Here is a 23407-nt window from a genome sequence, read left to right on the forward strand (position 1 = left end):
TATTTGTCGATTATAGACTTCTTGTTACTTTTGTGCAATTATTTTGAGCACTTGCAACGACTCATTCATCTTTGGAGCATTTTGAGGAATAAAAGCCACCAAGCCTTTTCCTTCAAAACCTTGCTCTTTCATCCATTTGTTTCCTGCAAGAGGAATACCATATAGATGCTTTTCAGCAGGCTTACCCTCTTCAGCAATTTGAATAACGCCATCCGGATAATCTTCAGGTTTGATGGTATCATCCAAAGAAACGAAACCCGCTTGATTACTTAGTGATTTGAATTGATCTTCGCCAAGAATGAAGATGCCATTGCCCCCGGCAGCTAGCTCCACAATCATTTTTTCCAACGAGAATATAGGTGATGTATTCACTTTGACTGTAGGAACCTCGCCCACCTTGGATTTCAAAGAATTCTCCAGCTTGTCCCCCGCTTCACTTGGAAAACCATTCGAGCCCATAATAAAAATAGATACATCCGGCTTCGGCCCGCCGCAACCCGTAAGCATCACCATAAGCCCCACCATCATAACCAACAGCCATTTCACTTTCATGTTGTGAGCGTACCTCCGTTTGTTATCTGAATCCATCGATAGTCGTGAGAAAAGTCGGTTTTCACCGACTTTTTTTCCCATTATGCATATATTCATTTATTTTTTGGTCTAGTATTGTGCTCAATTCAACGACGGAATCAGATGTCATTTCTTCCCCATCAAAAACCATCTGTTCTAACCTTCGTCGCAGAGAATGAATCTCTTCTTCTAATAAGGTAAGGGAGTTTTTCTTCTTCGCACGCTTGGTTAACCAACGTTGTCCGAAATCCTGTTCACGAATTTGAAAATGTTTTTGATAGGTTGATAGTTGATATTCCATAAAAGCCATGCTCATCCCTCCTTACTACAAGAATACCAGTTTTCATCAATAATGAACATATTTATTTACGTTAGCACTTACAATTTTCTCATAAAATTGCCAATTCTCTCCAATGCTTCATTTAGCTGCGAAACACTATAGGCATACGAGCAGCGTAAGAAGCCTTCTCCACCTAAACCAAACACATCACCAGGCACAGCAGCAACTTTTGACTCAAATAATAACCGCTGCGCAAACTCCTCTGAAGTTAATCCTGTAGCGACAATACTTGGAAATGCATAGAATGCGCCTTGCGGCTCATGACATTCAAGACCAATATCTCGGAACCCTTTTACGATCAAACGTCTGCGCTGGTTATAGGACTCGATCATCCGATCTTTCTCTTCCATACCATTCGTCAAAGCCTCGTGAGCAGCAACTTGGCCCATGACCGGTGCGCACATCACCGTATATTGATGAATTTTGGTCATCGCCGAAATAAGTTCATGGTGACCGCAAGCATATCCCATCCGCCAGCCTGTCATGGCAAAAGCTTTGGAGAACCCGCTAACCAAGATTGTCCGGTCTTTCATGCCAGGAATAGCCGCGAAGCTCACGTGCTTCTGACCATAAGTCAGCTCTGCATATATTTCATCGGAAATGACAATAAGATCATTCTCTTCGATGACTTTGGCAATCGGAAGCCAATCCTCATAGGTCATAATACCGCCTGTCGGATTGCTAGGATAGCAGAGAATTAATATTTTGGAGCGTGGCGTAATCGCGTCGCGAAGAGCTTTCTCAGTCAACTTGAACTGGTCCTTTGCGAAGGTCTCAATCCCAACAGCTACACCGCCGCTTATACTTGTGATAGGGGAATACGAAATATAACAAGGCTCAGGTATAAGAATCTCGTCGCCCGGCGTTATCAAAGCTCGGAGAGCTAAATCGATCGCTTCACTTCCTCCAACCGTAACCAGGACTTCATTCGACGGCTCATATTTCACTTTAAAAGACGTATGAAGGTAATCGGCAATCGCTTCACGAAGCTCAGGAATACCAGAGTTTGGGGTGTATTTCGTTTTACCGCGTTCCAAGGAATGCACAGCAGCTTCACGAACATGCCATGGTGTCGAGAAATCCGGTTCCCCTACACCAAGAGAAATAATATCTTCCTTGCTGTTACTCACCAAATCAAAAAACTTCCGTATACCTGAAGGTTTCATTTCACGTACGGCAGGAGCGAGGTAGTCCCTCATCGATTTTACCTTATTCTGCTGGATCGTTATCTCATCTTTGATCATGGCGTTCCCTCTTCTTTACGGCGAAACGAGCATTCGGTGATCATCTTCCTGATCCTCGAATATAATGCCGTCTTGTTTGTATTTTTTTAATATAAAATTCGTCTTAGTTGAAAGTACGCGATCTATCGGCGAGAGCTTGTTAGACACGAAAGAAGCGACTTGTTTGAGAGAACTGCCCTCAATTTCCACAAGCAAATCATAAGCGCCAGACATGAGATAAACCGATTTGACTTCTGGATATAAATAGATCCGTTCCGCGATCGCATCAAACCCGTGCCCGCGTTCCGGCGTAATTTGCACTTCAATTAGGGCGGTAACCTTTTCGTCATCCACTTTACTCCAGTTAACTACTGTCGCGTATTTGACGATGACCTTATCCGCTTCCATCTCGCTTATCGCTCGCGCCACCTCGGCCTCCGCCGTTCCTAGCATAGTGGCGATCAAGTCCGCACTCCTGCGGGCATCTTCCTTCAGTAGTTCGAGAATTTTAAGCTTCAAAGCATCCATGGTTAAACCTACCTTTCTGAAATCTGATTCGTTCATCCTTTAATCTTACAATGAATTACTGTCCTAATTCAATTACTGAGCTTGTTTTAGAGCGGAATATTTTTGTATAACCGAAATTTCCACCCTACAGATTGCAAAAAGGCCACCCGGGACTCCGAATAGCCTCTGATTACCAGTAATTATCAGGATTGAGCTTGAACCAAACTAACCTTCGATTCTGCTTGCAGCAATTTGTTCATCATGGATTCAATTTCACGATGCTCATACGTAGGACGTACATGAACATGACATTCTCCCGCCATACAACCGATTCCGACTAGTTTATTCTCATCATAAACCGAGATAACGTGATCCGATTGGAAATCGTTCCAATTCACGATCGCTTGGGCACCAAATGTTATGCATTCTTCTGTATATGTCTGAATAAATTCCTGGAATTGATCTTTTTCAGGAAGTGCGTTAATATAGGCTAGTTTCACAGTATTTCCACCTTTCATCCCTAACTTTCTTATACTTATACTCATAATTATACTCAATTATGAATTTTTATTCAATGTTCTTTCATCATCTTTTTTGTTAAGTAATAATGTAGAACGGCCCATCCGAATCATTTTGATCCGTTGGGCCGCTTTATATTTGCAAAGCTTATTCATGTATTTAATCAAAAATATCCATACTCAAATATCTTTCGCCCGTATCCGGAGCAATACAAAGCACTCTCTTGCCCGCGCCTAGCTTATGGGCAACCTGCATACCTGTCCACACCGAGGCTCCGGCTGAGGGTCCCACAAGAATACCTTCCATGCTGGCCAGCTCTTTCATGGTTCGGATCGCATCTTCGTCCGTCACCTGAACGATCTGATCGTATATGCTTGTGTTCAAAATAGCGGGTACGAAACCTGGACTCGTACCGACGAGTTTATGCGGACCCGGACTTCCTCCAGACAGAACCGGTGAACCCTTCGGTTCCACCACATAGATCTGGATATCCGGCAGCTTCTCTCGGAGCACCTCGCCTGTTCCAGTAATCGTTCCGCCAGTGCCTGATGTTGCAACGAATGCATCCAGACGTCCGTCCATTTGCTCCAGAATTTCCGGAGCCGTTGTCGTGCGATGAATACTCGGATTCGCTGGATTCTCGAACTGCTGTGGGATATAGCTGCCAGGTATCTGATCACGCAGCTCCTTCGCTTTCTCAATCGCACCCGGCATCCGCAGCGCGGCGGGAGTGAGTACGACCTCTGCGCCATAGGCCTTGAGCAGATTAATGCGTTCTTTGGTCATGTTGTCGGGCATGATCAGAATGGCTTTGTAGCCTCTGGCTGCCGCATTCATGGCAAGTCCAATGCCTGTATTACCGCTTGTCGGCTCGATAATCGTAGCACCAGGACGCAGCAGCCCATCTTTCTCCGCCTGCTCGATTAAATTAAATGCAGCGCGGTCTTTCACACTGCCGCTTGGATTGAAGTATTCAAGCTTTACGTAGAGCTCAGCATCATTCGGACCTACCAAACGGTTAATCCGCACAGCTGGTGTATCACCAATCAGTTCTGTAATGCTATTCACCATTTTTTTATGTGTCAAGGGTACCCCACCTCTTCCCATTAAAACAATCTATACCCACATTTTTATCGGGAAGCACGAAAGATGTCAAGTTCTAATTACAGTTAACTGCTTCTTCATAAAGTACCAGCTAACCAATGGTGAACTGCCAATGATTAATAACAGTACGTTTATAACAAGTGGCGCCGTACTCCATGAAATGACACAGATGAATACTAACACACCGCATATACGCCCCACATTGAGTGAAAGCTCACGAAGTACAACATACTCCTCCCGCTGCTTAGCGCTGGCTTCATTTGAACCAATGAGATCGAATACAGCCGACACCATAGGCACCGAATACATCGGAAAGAAGAGCGAAGCTCCTATGCCGAAAATAAGTAATGTGCTATACCCCATTTTCCAGAAAAAAGGAATAATTACGGCTACGATCATAGCAGCGCCAATCAGCATACTGATCTTACGAAAATGCGGCTTAACAAACCGTCCCGCCACCCAGAAACTCACTAAGGATACCGAAGATGTAATCAATACGAAACTCCCTAACCTCGCTTCACTTGATGTGGATATGTAAACGAGAAGTGCAATCATGAAACCAAAGACACCCTCTCTAACTCCTTGAAATACCAACGCTAAGCAAACGCGCTTCCAAGGTGTTTCAGCTTGCCTTAAACAACGTAAGGGAAACAACCATTCGTAGGTACCCTGTACCTTCCGCTTTTTCAAAAAGAAACTAATGATCACGCCTAGCACAAAGATACCTAACGAGATGGAAAAAATTAACCGATACCCAGGACCATCGCCCAAACTCACAATGAGTAAACCAGAGATCCATGGTGCTATTATTCCTGAGCCAGAACCCAATAGCCCCACCCAGCCATTGAACCGATCACGATTATCGGGGTCCGTCACTTCAAAATAGACCACATTAAAGGCAACCCAGAATAAGCCAGCTGAAATCCCCTGGACCATACCTAACCAAACGAAATAGTGAAAGCTGCTTGCTCCAAGCCACAATACCAGCATATAAAAGCCCGCGGAAACCGCTACGCCAAGCCGTAAACAGTTCATTTTATTGTGTTCCTTTACCCATTTCCCTGCTAACCAGAAAGTCAGCGCCATTGTCAAATGCGTTGTCAACGTAAACCAACCGATTAAAGCGTAGTCATTTTTGGCCTTCCACAAATAGACACCAACGAAAGTTCCCGACAAAGCATTTGCACTGCCAAATAGCGTGTGAACAATGAGCAAAAGAATCGCTTGCGCATCTAACCGGCCTTTCTTCTGTGTACCCTTAACTTGGGCGGCTCCACTTCCACGTTCTTCAAAATAATTACTTCTAGTGCCATCTATTGCCTTACTTGGCCCAACAAAATGCTTACTCTGATCCTTTTGCATATTCCTCCTCACCTTTCCCCATAGATCGAAATAGCTCTTGTTAAGCTTCCCCAATTGAGTGAAAATATGAGGCTGGACATATAAAAAAACCGAATCCATAAAGGACTCGGTTCCATAACTACTCCGATTTAATACGTTCAACCATGAGCAGTCGATCTGTATCAGATAAGATTTTCTCAACCTTAAAGCAAGACGGGCACACAAAGATATTCGAAGTAAAGGGACCTGTTAAGAAAGCACTTCCTAACGTTTTGGGAATAACTGGCGTGAATGAGGAACCACTCGTAACCTCGGTACCAGCAAACAACATCAGTTCATGGCAGCTTGAACACTCGGGTGCCTCTTCTTGTTCATCCGTAATATGCTGAACTTTTTCTCCGTATTTATCGAGAGGTTCATCCGAATCATCCCAGGCCAATGACAAATCTTCATCCGAATCGGCATATTCTTGTTCATCAAAGCGAAGCGGTTGACCTGTTTGCTTCACCTTTAGATCAATGGTTCTATAATCATTCAGTTCGTTAAAACAGTGTGGACATTCGTCCTCTGGTCCAATTTCTGGATCCCAAACGATTTCCGTTTGGCACCATGGACAAACGATTTCTTCATTGGCACTCATTACATAATCCTCCAACCTAATGCATTCATGCATATTTCAATAAATAATAAACCCCTGCCGCCATAAATACAAATGCAATGGCAAACAAAGTGCCCCACAGGTATTTCATTGTTCATGCCTCCAAGATTATGTATGATTCTAAGTTACACAAGCTCCGACCACGTAGGAAAGGGAGACAGACAGCGTCAAGGACAAGAAACCTACAGCGCGATTATCCTTTTTGATTTCTTCATCAATTTTGAAATAAGGCGTTAAGAATTCAAAAATGAAGTAGGCAACCATTAGAAGCAAGAATCCGTACCCTGCCCAGATGAGGGAATGCATCATCGTATCATTGTTTAGGATAGCGAAACGGAACAGATTACAAATCCCAAAAATCTTCCCACCTGTAGCCATCGCTACAGATAAGTTGCCTTTTTTGATCTCAGCCCAGTCATCATATTTGGTGACCATTTCGAAAATCGTTAAAAATACAACAAGCGCTACTACAGCAACTGCAAAAAAGGCAAGCGTCGATAAATACGGGTTACTTAGCAATACATCCACCTCTTCGTTCATATCGTCTCCTGCCTTCCTTCACGAAAGATAGAAGAGACTGAGTTTGACTCAGTCTCTCGCAGGTACTATTAGTATAGCATTAGGATTGTTTTTTTTCAGCAAGCTTTGCTTTCATAGCTGCCAATTCGTCATCAATTCCGCTGCTGCTTCCGCCAAGCCCGTCAAGCTCATCATCTAAGCTGCGGTTTTTTGCACGAATTTCACCGCTAGCTTGCGCTTCAGCTTCCATTTGAAGCACTTTCTCGCTCATACGGTCAAAACCTTTAGCTGCATTGTCCGTACCAAAACCAGACATCGCTTGATTGATTTGTTTTTGAGCTTTTGCCGTTTCAGCACGAGCAATCAACAAATCTTTCTTGTTCTTCATTTTGTTGAACTCGTCTTTCATTTCCGTCAATTGACTACGAAGCTGATCAGCATTCGTTTTCGCAAGATCATATTGGCGTTTCAATTCATCGTAACGTCCTTGGTGCTCTTTCTTGTCTTCTAGAGCACGGCGAGCCAGGTCTTCATTGCCTGATTCAAGGGCCTTCATAGCTTGCTCAGTACGTTTAGTGACCATCTCTTCGGATTCTTCAAACTGAAGCTTGAATTTCTTCTCAATTGCGATCTGCTTAGCTACTGCAGCCTCAGCCTCCATGATGTCTTCTTCCATGTCACGAAGAAACTGATTTAACATTTTTACAGGATCTTCTGCTTTGTCCAACAAGTCATTGATTGAAGCCATTGTCATATCACGAAGTCTTTTAAAAATTCCCATTTTTGAATTCCTCCTAAGGTTTATAAACATGTATTTTAAAATTTGGGTATTGCGAATACTTATTTTTAATCACCGGTGCTTACACATATTACATACGCAGTCCCAAAGAATGAGTTTCAAAAAGATGAAAAAATTTAAAAGTTATTTCAATTCGACGATCGTAACTCCTGCTCCGCCTTCGTTGTAATTCCCCATACGGTAGCTCTTCACATGTTTATGACGACGCAAATATTCCTGCATGCCAGTACGCAGCACACCCGTTCCTTTGCCATGAATCAAGTACACTTGACCCAAATTGCCCAAGAAAGATTCATCTAGGAATCGATCTGCCTCGATCAAGGCTTCCTCCATGTTGAGACCGCGCATATCCAGTTCCATCCGAATGTTATCATCTCGTGTTCGTTTGACGGTTGTAGCCACTTGATGTGCTGGCTTTTTCTGAGTTGTGCTGCCGACCTTTTCGAGATTCGACAACTCGACCTTCATTTTCATAATGCCCAACTGCACCGTTGCTTCTGTGGCGCTAACAATTTCTACGACGTGACCCTTCTGACCTAGGGTCACGACACGCACTTCATCCCCAGCCTCGATTCTCTCAGGTCGCTTCTTCGCCGCGCGAACCTGCTTCTCGCGCAGTTCCGGCGCCGCCTGGTCGAGGCGGCGCTTCGCTTCTACCAGCCGGTGATCCTTGACGCCACCGGCCTCCTCCTGAGCCATGCGCCGCAGATCGGCGATGATTTCATCGGCCTCGCGGCGCGCCTTGGCGACAGCCTCACGCGCATCGCGTTCGGCCTTCTCGAGCAGCTTATCGCGTTGCTCATCGAACTTGGCCTGCTGAGCTTCTAACGTTAGGCGCATCTCTTCCGCCTCTCGTCTCATCCTCTCAGCGCTTTGGCGCTCAGCTTCCGCAATCAGACGGTTCTCCTCAAGCGACGCGATCATTGATTCGACGCGCTTATCTTCCTCGCCCACTTGCGTACGTGCATGCTCAATAATACGTTTTGATAAGCCTAGACGCTCTGCAATCGCAAACGCATTACTTCGACCAGGAACACCAACAAGCAAGCGATAAGTTGGACTAAGCGTTTGTATATCAAATTCCATGCTTGCGTTAATGGTGCCTTGCTTTTGATAGGCATAAGCCTTTAGCTCGGAATAGTGTGTCGTTGCAATAATTCGGCAGCCGATTTGATGAATATAATCCAAAATGGAGATCGCTAAAGCTGAACCTTCAGCAGGATCTGTACCTGCGCCAAGTTCATCCAGCAAAACCAAGCTCTTTGGTGTCATATCCCTTAATATGCTTATGATATTCGTCATATGACTCGAAAACGTGCTTAAATTCTGCTCAATGCTCTGCTCATCACCAATATCCGCATAAATCGCATCGAATACACATAACTGGCTTCCTTCCTCAGCAGGAACAAACAAGCCTGACATCGCCATTAAGCTAAGGAGTCCCACTGTTTTGAGGGAGACTGTTTTACCTCCTGTATTAGGCCCAGTCACGATGATTTGTGAGAAGTCATTGCCCAACTCCAAATCAAGCGGCACAACGGAATCAGCCGCGATAAGCGGATGCCGGCCACGCTTTATTTTAATGAAGCCGCGATCATTTAATCTAGGCATTGTAGCTTTCAGTTCCCTAGCCAGACCAGCTTTTGCAAAAGTAAAATCAAGCTCAGCCAATTGATCTACATCCAGCACAAGCAAATCCACTTGTTCAGCAACGAGCTCTGAGAGTGCTCGTAAAATCTTCTCAATCTCAACTTCTTCCTTAAACTTTAATTCACGAATTTTATTATTTAATTGAACAATAGCATCTGGTTCAATGTATAGCGTCGCACCCGATGCTGACTGATCATGAATCATCCCGCCAAAGCTGGATCGGTACTCCGATTTAACCGGGATTACAAAACGGTCGTTACGAATAGTGATCAATACGTCCTGTAACATTTTCTGAACAGATGAGTTGCGAAGCATCTGCTCTAATTTCTCGCGGACTCTTCCTTCACCTGTGCGTAATTCGCTTCTCACACGAGCCAGTTCAGGGCTCGCACCGTCAACAACAACAGCATTCTCATCGATACAGCTGTTAATTTTATCTTCTAAAGATTTATTTTCTGTGAGTAACTCTACCTGCCCTTTGAGCATCGGAATCGCGTATTCTTCATGAACCGCGAGAACAAATCGCTTTAACCTGCGTGTACCGAACATAGTCGTAGAAATATCGAGCAGTTCTGAAGGGTTTAACATCCCGCCAATTCTAACCCGATGTAATGAAGATCTAATATCACGAATCCCACCAAAAGGGGCATTTCCCTTCAATCGCTCTACATTAACAGCCTCATCAGTTGCTTGCAGCCGAAGCTTGACGAGTTCAAAATCACCCTTAGGTTCAAGCTTTTCCACGGCATCCTTACCAAGCGAAGTAGATGCATGATGAGCAAGTTTATGTAAAATCTTCTGATAATCTAATGTTTTAATTATTTTCTTATTCAACTATCCCAACCTCTTTTCTCTACCCTATATTATAAACCAAAACAAGCTTGATTAGCTACGGAGACAATCGTTATATGGAAGATGCTGCCTACCATAATATTCACTCAAATTGGATACACTAAGCTGTGCACCTATCTTCCTGCCAAAAGGAATTGCAAGACTAGACACACCAAGCATTGTTTGCAAAAAATCACTTCTTGTCATGAGAACTTTTTCTCATTACAAAAAGAAGGAGGTTCACGAGATGCATCTTCTCGGACATCTGGTAAGGTTTATTGTTTCTGCTTTGGTTTTAATGTTTGTCAGCTGGTTAGTTCCAGGGTTTAAAGTCGGCGGTTTCTGGAGCGCGTTTTTTCTAGCTTTGGTCATTGCTGTTGCTGCTTGGATCATTGAAGGGATCTTCGGCAAACAAATCACTCCCTTTGGCAGGGGTATCGTAGGCTTTCTGGTGAGCGCGCTTGTCATTTGGGCCGCCCAGTTTGTCGTGAGTAACGTATCTACGAGTATAATAGGTGCCGTTTTAGCTGCTTTAGTCATCGGAATCATCGACCTATTCATTCCTGTGAAAACTCCCTTCGAACAAGGGATCTCAGGAAGAGAAGATCGTCGATAACATCTATCAGTTTCGATAACTGATACCCATGCTAAAGCCCAAAAAAGATCGGTCTGCCGCGTATTCACTCGCCGGACCGATCTTTTCTTTTACACATTTCTTTCACGAGTTTGTCACTGTTTTTTTGGAAGAGGTCGTGTACAATGATGAAGGAAACCAATACAATTTTGGAGGGGTATACATGAAGAAATTACTCGTTCTTTTAATGGGAATAGTCCTAGTCATTGCGATAGCCGCTTGTGGAAACAACGATACGAAATCAGCACAATCAACTACATCTCCCGCCGCCACAACACAAGCTGCCGGACAGCAAGTTGTATTGAAAGCTTCTAACTTCAAATTTGACCAAACCGAATATCGCGTCAAAAAAGGTGAGCCCGTTACTATTACACTTGATAATGCTCAAGGCGTTCATGGTGCATCCATTAAAGAATTCAAAATAAATCTCGATAACAGCAACAAAACAGTTACCTTTACGCCAGATAAAGCAGGTTCTTTCCCAATTAACTGTTCCATCATGTGTGGCAGTGGTCACGCTAATATGAAAACAACATTGGTTGTTGAATAGTCTAAGTCATCAGTTTATAAGTCCTTATCGCGGCAAGACAGCGGTAAGGCTTTTTTTGTATTTGCATAATAGTATTACCTTCATCTGATTTCTCATTTCATAAGAGACAATAACGTTACGTCAAAGCACTTGACAATACCTTAAATAGAGAGGATACAAATAAACGGATAAGAATGCATCCATCCACTTTCTAAACAAAACATCCTCAACATACTTAATGCTCTTGGAATTAGTGAACATATATGTACAGAAGTTGGTGTTGACCTTTCGAGAGGTGACAGTTGTTTGCTTTCTTTTATTTTGGCTGGATTCTACTCTTTGTTTATGCATCCTATCCGCACCTGAACCCATACGTGAGTATTGCTTATATAAAGCTTGCTGTAGCTTCTCCAGCATCAACTTAGCAGTTCGATAATTCACTTCAAGTAAGTTTGCGAATGCTGGAATTGAATAAGTTTGGCGATCCTGGATCAATGCTCGTATAGCTTTGAACCAAACTATCAAGGGAAGCTTAGATTTATGCATAACCGTTCCAGCAGTTAATGAAATTTGCGTGCGGCATTCTTTACACTCCAATAAATTACGAGTCCTTACTAAATAAAATAAACGATTATCGCAACTCGGGCAGCTAAACCCACCTGCCCACCGTCTTTTCGTCAAAAATCTTACACAATCTTCCTCTGTCTTGAGAGTGTCATCCAGCGATTCAAATAAATATGTATCCATGATTTGACCCCTCTCGATAATAATGCATTCCTAAAATAATTTCCTATAATTGTATTATATAGAACATTTGTTTGCATGTAAAGAAATTTATTTTTCCGAGATTACTATCTTGAAAATTCATTTTCTGTAGTATCTACAATGAAAATATCAATCAATCAATCAATCAATCAATCAATCAATCATCAACTAATTAATAATTTGATTGCAGTATTTCCGGTCTCGTCTTGTTCAGGGATATAGAATGTTTTAAGTCTTCGTGTTCTTAATGATTGCATATACCACAGAAAACACAATATCTGGAGATATCGGTTCAAGTAAAGGTATTTTTCGAAAATATAGGGTTAAAGTTCTTGCCATCTCGCAAATTGCGAGACTCGTTAGGAGTAGTAGCTTTGGCTTTCGGCCTATAGTGGGACTGGAGCTGGAGCTGGAGCTGGAGTTGTGGGTACGGGTGTGGGTGTGCTGTGGCTGTGGCTGTGGCTGTGTGGTTGTGGTTGTGGTTGTGGCTGTGGCTGAGGAAGTGGGTTTGGGTTTGGCTGTGGCTGAGGAAGTGGGTTTGGGTTTGGCTTTGGCTTTGGCTTTGGCTTTGGCTTTGGGTTTGGGTTTGGGTTTGGGTTTGGGTTTGGGTTTGGGTGTGGCTGTGGCTGTGGCTGTGGGTGTGGCTGTGGTGGCTGTGGCTGTTGTTGTGGGTGTGGCTGTGGTGGCTGTGGCTGTTGTTGTGGTTGTAGATACTACAGAAAACATATGTGTAGTGGATGTAAGTCGGGGAGTGCTGGTGCTGCTGCTCGTACTGATACAGGTACTTGGCTGCGTGGTGTAACTTATAAAAGCTGCCCTTTCTATTTTAGAAAAGCAGGCAGCTTCTATAGGGGGATTCCTTGTTTCCAGAGTTCTTGGAGTTTTCCTGCTATATTGGGTAATTCGTTAATTAAATACGGAGCTATGGTTGAGCTTGAGAGCAGCTTTTGAAGTCCATCTGAGGGCATGATGGTGATAACATTGACGGCTATAATGATGATCAAAAGTGCTTCTGCTAAGCCCAACAATGCGCCGCTCCAACGGTTGATGAAGTTCAGGCCAGGGGTTTTTGCTAAAATATTAAGTGCTCTGCCTACGATGACTAGTGCGAATTTTACGCCAAAAAACAATATAGCAAAGGCTAAAGCGTTTAGGATGTAGGTATCCAGATTTAGGCCTTTTACGATAAATTCGTATTTTTGGTAATTTTGATAGGTAGGCAGTGAAACTGCGTTTCGAAGCAGAGGGGCAAAATCCCTGTAAAAATAAAATGCAACGAGGTAGGCGAGAACAAAACCTGAGAGTGAAACAATCTGGGCAATAAATCCTCTGAAGTAACCAAGCAGCAGACCTAAAGCCACTATCGACAACATGACATAGTCTAATGTATTTAGTGTCACTGTGGATTACCTGCCAGGACTGTCGGTTTCTACAAGTTCGATCCACTCATTGTATTCATTCTGCAGTTTAGCGTATTCCTCGCGCAGTTCTCTATACTCTTCTTTGATGGTTTGAAGTTCTTTTTGTTGCGCTTCATCGTTCAAGCTTTGGTGCATTAACTCTTCTTTTTCTCTACGGGCTTGGGCTAAAATTCGTTCTTTTTCTTCTTCAAAATGTTGAGTAAGGGAGATTCGCTCTAATTGCTGCTGCTCTAGTAAGGCGTCAATTTGAGCTTGATATTGTGTTATAATGGTTGATTTTTGGTCCTCGAGCTGTTGAATAATGTTTGTTTGTCGCTCTTGGAATTCTCCAACTAGATTACCTTTATCTTGCTCAAAACGTAGAACCTTAGCATCAGCCTCATCCTGATAAAGGGCGGTGAGTGTTTCTATTTCCTCTTGGTGCGCCGTTGTGAGTGTTTCTATTTCTTCTTGATGTTGATTTGTAATTATATTTATTTTCTCTTTATGTTGGTTTGAAATTGTATTTATTCTTTCTTGAAGCTGGCTCGAAATTGTATCTATTCGCCCTTGAAGTTGGTTGGTGATAGTTTCAAGTTCCGTTTGATGTTGAGTTGTAATGGATTCAAGTTCCATTTGATGTTGGGTTGTAATAGTTTCTAGTTCTGTTTGGTGTAGAGTAGTGGTGTTTTCTAGTTCCTCATGATGTTGATTAACGAGTGTTTCCTTTTCCATCTGATACTGATTAGAAAGCTTGGAGATCTCTTCTTGATGTTGTATGCTTATGATTTCTTTATCTTGCAGATGCTGCTGCATGAGTGCTTCTTTGTCTTTTTGATATTGCTGATTTAACATTTCTTTGTCTTGTTGGTGGATTTCTGAGAGGGTCAGTTTTTCGACTTTGTGTTGTTCGTTCAGCTTTTGCAGCTGGTGTGCCTTTTGTTGTTTCTCTTGTTCGAATTGATGCTTTGTTTGTTGGTGTTGTTGTTTTTCTTGATCCAGCTGTTGTCTTACTTGTATTTGTTGACGTTTTTCCTGCTCTAGCTGTTGTTTGATTTGTTCTAGTTGTTGCTTGATTTGTTCTTGCTGCAGTTTAGCTTGTTCTTGCTGTTGTTTAGCTTGCTCTTGTTGTTGTTGTTTGGATTGTTCTTGCTGCTGTTTAGCTTGTTGCAGTTGTTGCCTCAGTTGTTCTTGTTCTTGTTTTGCTTTCTGCACTTCATGTTTCAATTGCTCTTGCGTTTGGTTCCCTTGAACTAGCTTAGCATTTTGTTCACTTATGGATGTCTGTTGTTGCTCGTATTCTTGTTTCAATTCGTTAAATTTAACGATTAATTTGTCATAGGAGGCTTTGGTCGCTTCTTGGTCCTTTTGTGCTTTGCTTAGTTCTTCCATGATTTCGTTCATACGGAAGCATTCATCAGCCATGTTTACGGCAGCTAGAACGGCGATTTTCTGTGAATCTAGCCGCGGATAGCCTTTTGCAATCCGAAACATTTGTTCGTTCACGTATTCAGCTACTCGCTTCATGTAATTGGTGCTGGTGCTTGCTTTTAATTTGTATTGGTGTCCATATATATCAACGGTAATCCTCGTTTTATCTTCAGCGTTCACTTTTTTATATCCTCCCTTAGATGAAAGGCTGGCCCTATCGAGTGTAATTTCGATAAGACCAGCCTGTTTTCCTGCAACTTAAATGAAAGTTACACTATTTTCTTAACTCTGCCTCATATTGTTGTTCAAGGGTTTGCACAACTTTGGCATGGAGCTCTGTTACTTCTTCATCCAACAGTGTTCTTTCTGCGTGACGGTATACTAGAGCAATGGCTACGCTTTTGCGATTTGCGCCTAAACGTTCTCCTGTATAGATATCGAATACTTGAATAGATTCCAACAAGTCTCCGGCAACTTCGGCGATGGTTTGCTCCATATGACCTACTGGTACACTAGTGTTCACTACTACAGCAAGATCACGCCCAATGGATGGATAACGCGGCAGCAATTTATATACGATTGCATCTCCAGCAGCTTCCAAGATTGGAGAAAGTTCAACCTCTAGCACGTAAGTGTCATCAAGGTCACGCTGCTGTTGGACGGTAGGATGCAGTTGGCCGATTCGACCTATGACTTGCTCACCTTCAGCTGTGTTTAAGAGGAGCTCCGCTGTTCGGCCCGGATGGAAACCATCTGGTGATGCAGATTTATAGGTGAGCCCTTTAACGCCTAGGTAATTTACAAGACGGTCAAAAATACCTTTGATATCATAAAAGTCGACAGCTTCGGACTTCTGTGCCCAATGTGCTTGTCGGCGTTTGCCTGTCAATACGATGGAAAGGAGAAGCTTCTCTTGCGGCAAGGCTGTAAGTAGAGACTCATCTGTGATGAATACTTTGCCGATTTCGAAAATAGCTACGTCATCCATCGTACGGTTACGATTGTAGCTAACAACGTCTAGCAGATGCGGCAGCAAGCTAGTACGTAGTTGGCTGCGATCCTCGCTCATTGGCATAGCGAGCGAGATGGGCTTCGCCGCGGGGTATAGACCCGGCAGAGAAACGGTTTGATCCGGCTGCGTGAAGGAGTAAGTGATGACTTCATGCAGTCCGCTTTGAGTCAAAAGATTCCGAGTGATACGACGGATCGACTGCTCTTTGGTCAAGGAGCCGGGCGTCGTCACACCGGTCATTAAGGTTGTCGGGATGTTATCGTAGCCGAAAAGGCGAGCTACTTCTTCGATCAAATCGACATCCCGTGTGATGTCTCCGCGGCGGCTTGGCACATGCACGAGCAGCTTGCCTTCGCCTGCCTGCTCGAATGTGAAGTGCAGGCGCTCTATGATTTGACCCATCTCGGCCAAAGAAAGTTCAGTGCCGAGATAATTATTCACACGGTCAGCAGCAAGCTCAATGCTGACCGGCTTGTGTGTGCCTGCTACGGCTTCTACGATACCGTCAGAGACTTGACCTGCAGCGTACTGAGCCATTAACGCAGCAGCACGGTTCAATGCCGGAAGCACCGCTTCCGGGTTCACCTCTTTCTCGAAGCGAAGACTCGCTTCAGAGCGAAGGCCTAGCTGGCGCGATGTGCGGCGCACAGAGCTGCCAGCGAACTTGGCGGATTCGAGCAGAATTCGTGTGGTGCCTTCGGTCACTTCGGAGTTAGCGCCGCCCATAACACCGGCAATCCCTACCGGCTTCGTGCCGTCCGTGATGAGCAGCATGTGCGGCTCTAGCGTACGCTCCACATCGTCGAGCGTGACGAGCTTCTCGCCGGCCTCAGCGAGGCGTACGTCGATGTGACCATTGTTCAGCTGATCAGCATCGAAAGCGTGAAGCGGTTGGCCGTATTCAAGCATCACAAAATTGGTGATGTCTACAATGTTGTTGATCGGGCGGATACCAGCCGCCATCAAACGGTTCTGCATCCACAGCGGAGAAGTGCCGACGCGCACGCCTTCGATAAGGCGAGCCGCGTAGTGCGTGCACTGCTCCGTCGCTGTGATCTTCACACTGATGCGATCAGCAGCTTTCACTGCGGCTGTTCCAGCCGCCCCACGCGCAGCTTCCGCATCAGGCAGTTTGACGCCGCGTCCCAGGATCGCTGCGATCTCATAAGCAGCTCCGAGCATGCTCAAGCAATCGGAGCGGTTTGGTGTCAGGTCAAGCTCTAATACCTTGTCGTTAATAGCAAGGACATCAAGAATTGAGCTGCCGATCTCGGTATCTTCAGGCAATACTAGGATGCCTTCTTGTATTTCCTTCGGCAGCAGCTTATCGTTCAGACCAAGTTCTTTGGCTGAACAAATCATTCCTTGTGACTCTACACCGCGCAGCTTAGCTCGCTTGATTTGCAATCCGCCGGGAAGCACGGCTCCAATCATAGCGACAGGCACCTTTTGTCCCGCATCTATATTTTTCGCCCCGCAAACGATTTGCAAGTCTTCGCCTTGTCCGGCATCAATGATACATACACTTAATTTATCTGCGTCTGGGTGTTTTTCGCGTGATTTTACAAATCCAACGACTACGTTCGATACACCCTTATTGCGATCTTCCACGATATCCACTTCGATGCCGCTTCGGGTCAGTTTTTCTGCTAATTCCTCGGCTGTGAAGCCTGATACATCTACATATTCCGATAACCATTGATAAGAAACTTTCATGCTTAACCCCTCCTTTTCCTGGTGCTTACAAATGTAAGAATTGCTTTAAGAACCGCAAATCGTTCGTGTAAAAATGACGGATATCTTCAATCCCGTATTTCAGCATCGCAATGCGCTCAACGCCCATTCCAAATGCAAAACCTGTATATTCTTTCGGGTCATATCCACCCATCTCCAGAACGCGCGGATGTACCATGCCCGCTCCGAGGATTTCTAACCAGCCCGTTTGCTTACAAGTACGGCAGCCAACGCCGCCACACATTGCACAACTCACATCCACTTCAACGCTCGGCTCTGTGAAAGGGAAGAAGCTTGGACGCAAGCGAATTCTCGTTTCTTTGCCGTACATTTCTTGCACGAATTGAAGCAAAGTTCCTTTTAAATCACTCATACGAACGTTACGGTCGATGACCAGGCCTTCGATTTGAGTAAACATATGGGAATGTGTCGCATCATCATCATCACGGCGGTATACTTTGCCCGGACAAATGATTTTGATCGGAACTTCCCCTTTGCGTTTCTCCATCGTTCTAACTTGAACTGGGGAGGTTTGTGTACGCATTAGAATTTCATCCGTGATATAGAACGAGTCCTGCATATCGCGAGCTGGGTGATCCTTCGGCAGATTAAGTGCCTCAAAATTGTAGTAGTCCTGCTCTACCTCTGGACCTTCAGCGACTGTGTAGCCCATCCCTATAAAGATGTCTTCAATTTCTTGAATAACTTTGCTTAAAGGATGTACAGCACCTTGCTGCGATGGACGACCTGGCAGTGTTACATCAATCATTTCCGCACGCAAACGGTTTTCGGTTTCTTGTTGTTGGTACGCCGATTGCTTTTCTTCAATAACAGTTTCGATGGCTGCACGAACGTCGTTCGCTACTTGACCGATAACGGGTCTTTCTTCTGCACTTAATGCACCCATACCGCGCAATACCTCGGTTAATGGTCCTTTTTTACCCAAATACTTAATACGTAGATCGTTCAACTCCTGCTGACTTTGTACGCCGCTTAGCTCCTGCAGCGCTTCCTGCTTCAAAGCTTCTAACCGCTCTTTCATTCGAAATCCCTCCTGAATTAGGCCCCTGAATCACCCTAAATAAAAACACAAAAAAGACTTTCCGCTCCCTCACAAGGGACGAAAAGCCGTGGTACCACCCTAATTAGATTCGTTCAGTGGCAAATAAGCCAAATAAACGATTCTCACTTCATTTCAGATAACGGACGATGTGTCCGGTTCCCTCTATTTAGAAGCCATTGGTTAAGCTTCCGTTCAAAGGACTGCTCGGGAGCGAACTTCAGCAGCCTGATTCTCGGGGATAGCTCTCAATCATCGGCTTTCCCTCCCTGTCAAGAAGCACTGCATACTCTTCTCCGTCAAAGCATTTTCGCATATATGTACCAGTTATTATATGCAAGATATGCCTGATATGCAAGTTAACTAGCCTCGAGTACTGAATTTTCCTATTGACTTCGAATCTTTATCGGCGTATATTTCACTTAAACAATTTAAACATTAATTCATATAAACATTTTATTATTTAATGATTTAATACTTTAATAAAGTGGTAAGGAGGATTTCGTCATGGAGGATGAACTGATTGCTTATACGGATCGTTTCCGCACAACTTTTGAAACGGCACATCGGAAAATTGGCCACACCGTACTTTCCCAGTTAAATTCGGAGTTAACCAGGCCACAATTATTCATGTTATTCATGATTGCTAAAGAAGGCGCGCCAAAACAAACTCATCTCGCTGAGAAACTTGGTGTTAAACCGAGTGCGATCACCGTTATGATTGATCGACTTGTCCAAAGTGGGCATGTTATTCGTAAACACCATGAGACAGATCGACGAATTGTGCTGGTTGAAATAACCGAAGCCGGAAAGGCAATTCTCAAACAAGCGGAAGAAGTTCAGAAAGAAGTGATTGCACGTGGACTGTCACAGCTCCCCCCGGAAGAAATGCGCATTCTTGTGAGTGCATTTGAAAAACTTACAAACTTTTATTAATTTCATCTTATTCAAGGAGTGGTATAAGTGGAAAACATACAAAAAACAGCTTCAGAGAAATCCATAGAAGCAGAAGGACCAGAACTCAAAAATCGAGGTCTCCTGCTTACCGGTCTTATCATTGCTATGCTATTTGGCGCATTGGACGGTACAATTGTCGGAACTGCAATGCCGCGTATCGTTGGTGAATTCGGCGGTCTTGGCCTCATGGCTTGGTTGACTACTGCCTACATGTTGACATCAACGGTTGTCGTTCCTATTGCAGGTAAACTTGCCGATTTAATTGGTCGTCGTGTCATCTACGTAACAGGTTTAGTCATCTTTATCGCGGCTTCCGCCTTATGTGGGATGTCTCAGAACATGACCGAACTGATTCTGTTCCGCGGTTTGCAAGGTCTTGGCGGCGGTATTATGATGCCCATGGCGATGATTATTATCGGGGATTTATTTACCGGTAAACAACGTGCCAAATGGCAGGGCGTATTCGGTGCGATCTTCGGTTTATCATCTGTTATTGGCCCCCAAATCGGTGGATGGATCGTTGACGCATTGGACTGGCGCTGGGTATTCTACATCAACCTTCCTGTCGGTATTCTTGCTGTTGTCTTAATTGCAATTGCCTTACCAAAACATAAAGCAAACGGCAAAGTAAAATTTGATATTCCGGGTATTGTTACCATGATTGTCGGGGTCGTTAGTTTACTGCTTGCATTAACGTTTGGCGGTAAAGATTTTGCTTGGTTCTCTTGGCAAATCATTGGGCTTTTTGCATTGGCTATTGTATCCTTGGTTTCCTTCGTATTTATTGAAAGTAAAGCAGAAGAGCCGATCCTTCCTGTACGGTTATTTAAAAATAGAACATTTACAACAATTAATGGTGTAGGTTTCCTTATGGCTGTCGGTATGTTCGGAGCTATTATGTTCGTCCCTCTCTTCATGCAAGGCATCGTCGGTATCAGTGCATCAGCATCAGGAACAGTGATGACGCCGCTCATGATTACGATGATTGCTGCCAGCGTTGTTTCCGGTCAATTCATTCAAAAAATCGGCGTTCGTAAACAAATGCTTGGCGGTATGATCATTATGGCTATCGGCTTCTATTTCCTTGGGACCATGGGCATCAACACGACGAAGTTGATTGCTTCAAGTTATATGTTGATTCTTGGTCTGGGAATGGGTCTCGTTATGCCAATCCTAACACTTGCTTTACAAGAGAGCTTCCCGAAATCCGAGCTTGGTGTCGTTACGTCTTCCAGTCAATTCTTCCGTCAAATTGGCGGTACATTCGGAATGACGATTCTCGGAGCTATTATGAATCACAAGTCAACTGTGCTGCTAGAGCAAGATTTAACTCCTGTTGTCAATCAGCTTCCCGCAGAAGCAGGCGGGCTGGCTACACAAATGACGGATATGATTCATACCAACCCACAAGCCTTATATTCTTCCTTGCTAAGTCCTGAGACTTTGGCCAAAATGCCAAAAGAATTCGTGGACCACATGCTGCCAATTCTAAAAAATGCCTTGGTTACCTCACTTCACCAAGTGTTTATTGTAGGCTTAGTATTCGTTTTACTTGGGGCTGTTCTGACATTGTTTATCGGTAACATTAAAGTATCTGACCGTAAATCTAAGAAATCAGATGACAAAAAAGAAAACGAAAATGAATTTTCACCAGGACTCGCTTAATAGAAAAAGGCTCTTTTCTCTTCATGGAGAGGAATGAGCCTTTTTCTTTTTGACACGGAGCAAGCTATAGCGTTTAATAAACTTGGATACCTTAAAAAGGAGAGTGCTCGCCATGAAATATCGCAGACTTGGTAAAACGGATTTGAAAGTTTCCATCGTTGGTGTTGGGACTTGGCAGTTCGGCGGAGAGTGGGGACTTACCTACACGCAAGCTGAAGCAGATGCTATTCTCGATCAAGCAGCTGAACTTGGTATAAATCTGATCGATACAGCAGAATGCTATGGTGACCATCTATCCGAATCTCTTATCGGTAATTACTTATCTCGCCGCAATCGCGATAATTGGATCGTGGCTACGAAATTTGGCCACCATTTCCACGATCTGTTCACCCGAACAGATGATTTCAGTTCCGAAGGCGTTGTCAAACAACTGGACGATTCTCTGAAAGCATTGCAAACGGACTATATTGACTTATATCAATTCCATTCAGGGCCTGATGATTTATTTGATAATGATGAACTTTGGACGACTTTGGACAAACAAATTCAAGCTGGGAAAATCCGCCATTTGGGAACATCCATTGGTAGTAATGCGAATATTCATCAAACAGAAGCGTCCAGCAAGATCAATTCCAAAGCCATTCAAGTCGTGTACAATCGCTTGGATCGAGCTCCAGAAGAGCTTGTTTTCCCTTCCTGTGTGAATCAAGATCTTGGCGTTCTGGCACGTGTCCCTTTGGCTAGCGGTTATTTGAGCGGTAAGTATAAGCCTGGTGCGGTGTTCAGCAACACAGACGTTCGCCATCGTCATGATGCCGAGAGTGTGAAACAGAAGCTTGAGGACGTGCAGCGCATCCAAAAAGAAGAAGTTCCTGAAGGAATGGATATGGCGAAATGGGCATTAGCTTGGTGTTTGAAGCATGATGCCGTTACAACGGTCATTCCAGGTTGCAAAAACCCACAACAGGTTATTGCGAATGCAAGCGCAACGGAGCTTATCAGCGATAACCACCCGCAAGCTTGGAAAGCTTAAGTGAATGAGGAAGGGATGACTTCTGAATGAGTCATACACAACACGCAGAAACATGGAAGCATCTCAAGGAAAACTTGCCCCAGTGGGTTACGGAAAGTAAGGCACATACATCAGACGGACATGTTGCTTCCTACATTCCTGAACTAGCTAACGCACCAGCCGATGTTTTAGGTATCTGTATTATGGATGCCGATGGAAATATCTCTGTTGCCGGCGAATCTGATTTCCGTTTTACTTTACAAAGTATTTCGAAAGTATTTACGCTCATTTTGGCGTTGATGGATAACGGTGAAGAAATTGTTTTCTCCAAGGTGGGCATGGAGCCTACCGGAGACGATTTCAACTCAATGCTGAAGCTCGAGCTCGTCGAGCCCGGCATTCCATTTAACCCTCTTATCAATGCTGGGGCCATTGCGATATCATCCTTGATTGCGGGTAGTAATTCTAAAGAGCAAGTCGAACGGATTCTCCATTTTTTCCGCGACATCGCTCATAATCCTTCACTTGAAATCAATCAAAGTGTGTTCCGATCTGAGTCGGATACTGCACACCGGAATCGTTCGTTAGCTTACTTCCTCAAAGACAACGGTGTCTTGGATCGCGAGGTTGAAGATGTCCTCTACGTCTATTTCAGCCATTGTTCCGTCGAGGTGAGTTGTACCGACTTGGCTAGAATGGCCCTCGTACTAGCGCATAATGGCGTAGATCCAATTCGTAATCAACGCCTTATCCCGCGGCGATTCGTGCAGATCGCTAAGACGTTCATGTTTACCTGTGGTATGTATAATGCCTCCGGTGAATTTGCCATGAACGTTGGGCTGCCCGCCAAAAGTGGGGTGTCTGGCAGCATTTTGACGATGGTGCCGGGACGATATGGTATCGGCTTGGTTGGCCCCGCGTTGAACCACAAAGGCAACAGCACAGCTGGTGTTCACCTTCTGGGAACGCTGTCGCAGGAATTTGATTGGAGCTTATTTTAGATTTAGTTACACCAGGTCGTAACTGCTATTGCTATGCATTCGGTTGTTTATTCGTGTAGAGTTGTACGTTGTACAACTTTACTAAGAACCTTCCCATTGCGGGAAGGTTCTTTGGCCTATTTGGTGTTTGTTTGGCGTTTGTTTGA

At 44.2% G+C, this 23407-nt stretch carries 23 protein-coding genes; 7 read left to right on the forward strand and 16 right to left on the reverse strand.

What is annotated here, in order from left to right:
• Positions 1-24 precede the first annotated feature (24 nt).
• The 11 genes from NYR53_RS27930 to NYR53_RS27980 all read right to left on the reverse strand — a co-directional run bounded on the left by NYR53_RS27930 (position 25) and on the right by NYR53_RS27980 (position 10064).
• Complete coding sequence (locus NYR53_RS27930) at positions 25-552, reverse strand: type 2 periplasmic-binding domain-containing protein (RefSeq protein ID WP_261302347.1); 528 nt, start codon at positions 550-552, stop codon at positions 25-27.
• A 61-nt stretch (positions 553-613) separates the two neighbouring features.
• Complete coding sequence (locus NYR53_RS27935; RefSeq protein ID WP_047677416.1) at positions 614-880, reverse strand: aspartyl-phosphate phosphatase Spo0E family protein; 267 nt, start codon at positions 878-880, stop codon at positions 614-616.
• Between the two features lie 68 nt (positions 881-948).
• Entirely contained in the window at positions 949-2154 is a 1206-nt protein-coding gene (locus tag NYR53_RS27940; protein WP_290428965.1) for an aminotransferase class I/II-fold pyridoxal phosphate-dependent enzyme, read from the reverse strand.
• A 15-nt stretch (positions 2155-2169) separates the two neighbouring features.
• Positions 2170-2661: an Lrp/AsnC family transcriptional regulator gene (locus NYR53_RS27945; RefSeq protein ID WP_047677420.1), complete on the reverse strand. Its 492-nt coding sequence runs from the start codon at positions 2659-2661 to the stop codon at positions 2170-2172.
• A gap of 182 nt (positions 2662-2843) precedes the next feature.
• Positions 2844-3140: a hypothetical protein gene (locus tag NYR53_RS27950; RefSeq protein ID WP_261302348.1), complete on the reverse strand. Its 297-nt coding sequence runs from the start codon at positions 3138-3140 to the stop codon at positions 2844-2846.
• Positions 3141-3318: 178 nt separating this feature from the next.
• Positions 3319-4230 (reverse strand): cysteine synthase A, encoded by a 912-nt coding sequence (gene cysK / locus NYR53_RS27955; RefSeq protein ID WP_261306545.1) that lies wholly within the window; start codon positions 4228-4230, stop codon positions 3319-3321.
• An 81-nt stretch (positions 4231-4311) separates the two neighbouring features.
• Positions 4312-5625, reverse strand: a complete 1314-nt coding sequence (locus tag NYR53_RS27960) for an MFS transporter (RefSeq protein ID WP_261302349.1) — start codon at positions 5623-5625, stop codon at positions 4312-4314.
• A 118-nt stretch (positions 5626-5743) separates the two neighbouring features.
• A complete protein-coding gene (locus NYR53_RS27965) occupies positions 5744-6244 on the reverse strand; it encodes a hypothetical protein (RefSeq protein WP_261302350.1) in 501 nt (166 codons plus the stop codon).
• Positions 6245-6382: 138 nt separating this feature from the next.
• A complete protein-coding gene (locus tag NYR53_RS27970) occupies positions 6383-6802 on the reverse strand; it encodes a DUF350 domain-containing protein (RefSeq protein WP_261302351.1) in 420 nt (139 codons plus the stop codon).
• Between the two features lie 79 nt (positions 6803-6881).
• A complete protein-coding gene (locus NYR53_RS27975) occupies positions 6882-7562 on the reverse strand; it encodes a PspA/IM30 family protein (RefSeq protein WP_261302352.1) in 681 nt (226 codons plus the stop codon).
• A 141-nt stretch (positions 7563-7703) separates the two neighbouring features.
• Positions 7704-10064 carry an endonuclease MutS2 gene (locus NYR53_RS27980; RefSeq protein WP_261302353.1) on the reverse strand — a complete coding sequence of 787 codons (2361 nt, stop codon included), beginning with the start codon at positions 10062-10064 and terminating at the stop codon, positions 7704-7706.
• 244 nt (positions 10065-10308) lie between these two features.
• Here NYR53_RS27980 and NYR53_RS27985 point away from each other — a divergent pair, with 244 nt between their 5' ends.
• Together NYR53_RS27985 and NYR53_RS27990 are read left to right on the forward strand one after the other, a co-directional pair.
• Positions 10309-10677: a phage holin family protein gene (locus NYR53_RS27985; RefSeq protein WP_261302354.1), complete on the forward strand. Its 369-nt coding sequence runs from the start codon at positions 10309-10311 to the stop codon at positions 10675-10677.
• 181 nt (positions 10678-10858) lie between these two features.
• Positions 10859-11245: a cupredoxin domain-containing protein gene (locus tag NYR53_RS27990; RefSeq protein WP_261302355.1), complete on the forward strand. Its 387-nt coding sequence runs from the start codon at positions 10859-10861 to the stop codon at positions 11243-11245.
• A 120-nt stretch (positions 11246-11365) separates the two neighbouring features.
• Here NYR53_RS27990 and NYR53_RS27995 read toward each other — a convergent pair whose 3' ends face one another.
• Positions 11366-11971 carry a transposase gene (locus NYR53_RS27995; RefSeq protein WP_261302356.1) on the reverse strand — a complete coding sequence of 202 codons (606 nt, stop codon included), beginning with the start codon at positions 11969-11971 and terminating at the stop codon, positions 11366-11368.
• Between the two features lie 484 nt (positions 11972-12455).
• Here NYR53_RS27995 and NYR53_RS28000 point away from each other — a divergent pair, with 484 nt between their 5' ends.
• Positions 12456-12791 (forward strand): hypothetical protein, encoded by a 336-nt coding sequence (locus NYR53_RS28000; protein ID WP_261302357.1) that lies wholly within the window; start codon positions 12456-12458, stop codon positions 12789-12791.
• Positions 12792-12834: 43 nt separating this feature from the next.
• Here NYR53_RS28000 and NYR53_RS28005 read toward each other — a convergent pair whose 3' ends face one another.
• The 4 genes from NYR53_RS28005 to pheS form a co-directional block, all read right to left on the reverse strand.
• Complete coding sequence (locus NYR53_RS28005; RefSeq protein ID WP_261302358.1) at positions 12835-13389, reverse strand: CvpA family protein; 555 nt, start codon at positions 13387-13389, stop codon at positions 12835-12837.
• A 6-nt stretch (positions 13390-13395) separates the two neighbouring features.
• On the reverse strand, positions 13396-15000 hold the full coding sequence (locus NYR53_RS28010; protein ID WP_261302359.1) for a cell division protein ZapA: 1605 nt from the start codon (positions 14998-15000) through the stop codon (positions 13396-13398).
• A 94-nt stretch (positions 15001-15094) separates the two neighbouring features.
• Positions 15095-17548, reverse strand: a complete 2454-nt coding sequence (gene pheT, locus NYR53_RS28015; protein ID WP_261302360.1) for a phenylalanine--tRNA ligase subunit beta — start codon at positions 17546-17548, stop codon at positions 15095-15097.
• 25 nt (positions 17549-17573) lie between these two features.
• A complete protein-coding gene (pheS, locus tag NYR53_RS28020) occupies positions 17574-18608 on the reverse strand; it encodes a phenylalanine--tRNA ligase subunit alpha (protein ID WP_261302361.1) in 1035 nt (344 codons plus the stop codon).
• A gap of 525 nt (positions 18609-19133) precedes the next feature.
• Between pheS and NYR53_RS28025 the strand changes: the two genes are divergently transcribed.
• The 4 genes from NYR53_RS28025 (at position 19134) to glsA (ending at position 23261) form a co-directional block, all read left to right on the forward strand.
• On the forward strand, positions 19134-19562 hold the full coding sequence (locus NYR53_RS28025) for a MarR family winged helix-turn-helix transcriptional regulator (protein WP_261302362.1): 429 nt from the start codon (positions 19134-19136) through the stop codon (positions 19560-19562).
• Between the two features lie 63 nt (positions 19563-19625).
• Positions 19626-21248 carry an MDR family MFS transporter gene (locus NYR53_RS28030; RefSeq protein WP_261306546.1) on the forward strand — a complete coding sequence of 541 codons (1623 nt, stop codon included), beginning with the start codon at positions 19626-19628 and terminating at the stop codon, positions 21246-21248.
• A gap of 112 nt (positions 21249-21360) precedes the next feature.
• Positions 21361-22281, forward strand: coding sequence for an aldo/keto reductase (locus NYR53_RS28035; protein WP_261302363.1), 921 nt, complete (start codon positions 21361-21363; stop codon positions 22279-22281).
• 26 nt (positions 22282-22307) lie between these two features.
• Positions 22308-23261: a glutaminase A gene (gene glsA / locus NYR53_RS28040; RefSeq protein ID WP_261302364.1), complete on the forward strand. Its 954-nt coding sequence runs from the start codon at positions 22308-22310 to the stop codon at positions 23259-23261.
• Positions 23262-23407: the final 146 nt, after the last annotated feature.

The organism is Paenibacillus andongensis (genome assembly GCF_025369935.1).
GTDB lineage: Bacteria > Bacillota > Bacilli > Paenibacillales > NBRC-103111 > Paenibacillus_E > Paenibacillus_E andongensis.

What these genes read in the sequence shown, in the direction of transcription:
- NYR53_RS27935 (WP_047677416.1), bottom strand. Translation starts at nt 880, where the DNA reads ATGGCTTTTATGGAATATCAACTATCAACCTATCAAAAACATTTTCAA.
- NYR53_RS27975 (WP_261302352.1), bottom strand. Translation starts at nt 7,562, where the DNA reads ATGGGAATTTTTAAAAGACTTCGTGATATGACAATGGCTTCAATCAAT.
- NYR53_RS27960 (WP_261302349.1), bottom strand. Translation starts at nt 5,625, where the DNA reads ATGCAAAAGGATCAGAGTAAGCATTTTGTTGGGCCAAGTAAGGCAATA.
- NYR53_RS27995 (WP_261302356.1), bottom strand. Translation starts at nt 11,971, where the DNA reads ATGGATACATATTTATTTGAATCGCTGGATGACACTCTCAAGACAGAG.
- NYR53_RS27945 (WP_047677420.1), bottom strand. Translation starts at nt 2,661, where the DNA reads ATGGATGCTTTGAAGCTTAAAATTCTCGAACTACTGAAGGAAGATGCC.
- NYR53_RS28035 (WP_261302363.1), top strand. Translation starts at nt 21,361, where the DNA reads ATGAAATATCGCAGACTTGGTAAAACGGATTTGAAAGTTTCCATCGTT.
- NYR53_RS27970 (WP_261302351.1), bottom strand. Translation starts at nt 6,802, where the DNA reads ATGAACGAAGAGGTGGATGTATTGCTAAGTAACCCGTATTTATCGACG.
- glsA (WP_261302364.1), top strand. Translation starts at nt 22,308, where the DNA reads ATGAGTCATACACAACACGCAGAAACATGGAAGCATCTCAAGGAAAAC.
- NYR53_RS27930 (WP_261302347.1), bottom strand. Translation starts at nt 552, where the DNA reads ATGAAAGTGAAATGGCTGTTGGTTATGATGGTGGGGCTTATGGTGATG.
- pheS (WP_261302361.1), bottom strand. Translation starts at nt 18,608, where the DNA reads ATGAAAGAGCGGTTAGAAGCTTTGAAGCAGGAAGCGCTGCAGGAGCTA.
- NYR53_RS27940 (WP_290428965.1), bottom strand. Translation starts at nt 2,154, where the DNA reads ATGATCAAAGATGAGATAACGATCCAGCAGAATAAGGTAAAATCGATG.
- cysK (WP_261306545.1), bottom strand. Translation starts at nt 4,230, where the DNA reads ATGGTGAATAGCATTACAGAACTGATTGGTGATACACCAGCTGTGCGG.
- NYR53_RS27985 (WP_261302354.1), top strand. Translation starts at nt 10,309, where the DNA reads ATGCATCTTCTCGGACATCTGGTAAGGTTTATTGTTTCTGCTTTGGTT.
- NYR53_RS27965 (WP_261302350.1), bottom strand. Translation starts at nt 6,244, where the DNA reads ATGAGTGCCAATGAAGAAATCGTTTGTCCATGGTGCCAAACGGAAATC.
- pheT (WP_261302360.1), bottom strand. Translation starts at nt 17,548, where the DNA reads ATGAAAGTTTCTTATCAATGGTTATCGGAATATGTAGATGTATCAGGC.
- NYR53_RS27990 (WP_261302355.1), top strand. Translation starts at nt 10,859, where the DNA reads ATGAAGAAATTACTCGTTCTTTTAATGGGAATAGTCCTAGTCATTGCG.
- NYR53_RS28025 (WP_261302362.1), top strand. Translation starts at nt 19,134, where the DNA reads ATGGAGGATGAACTGATTGCTTATACGGATCGTTTCCGCACAACTTTT.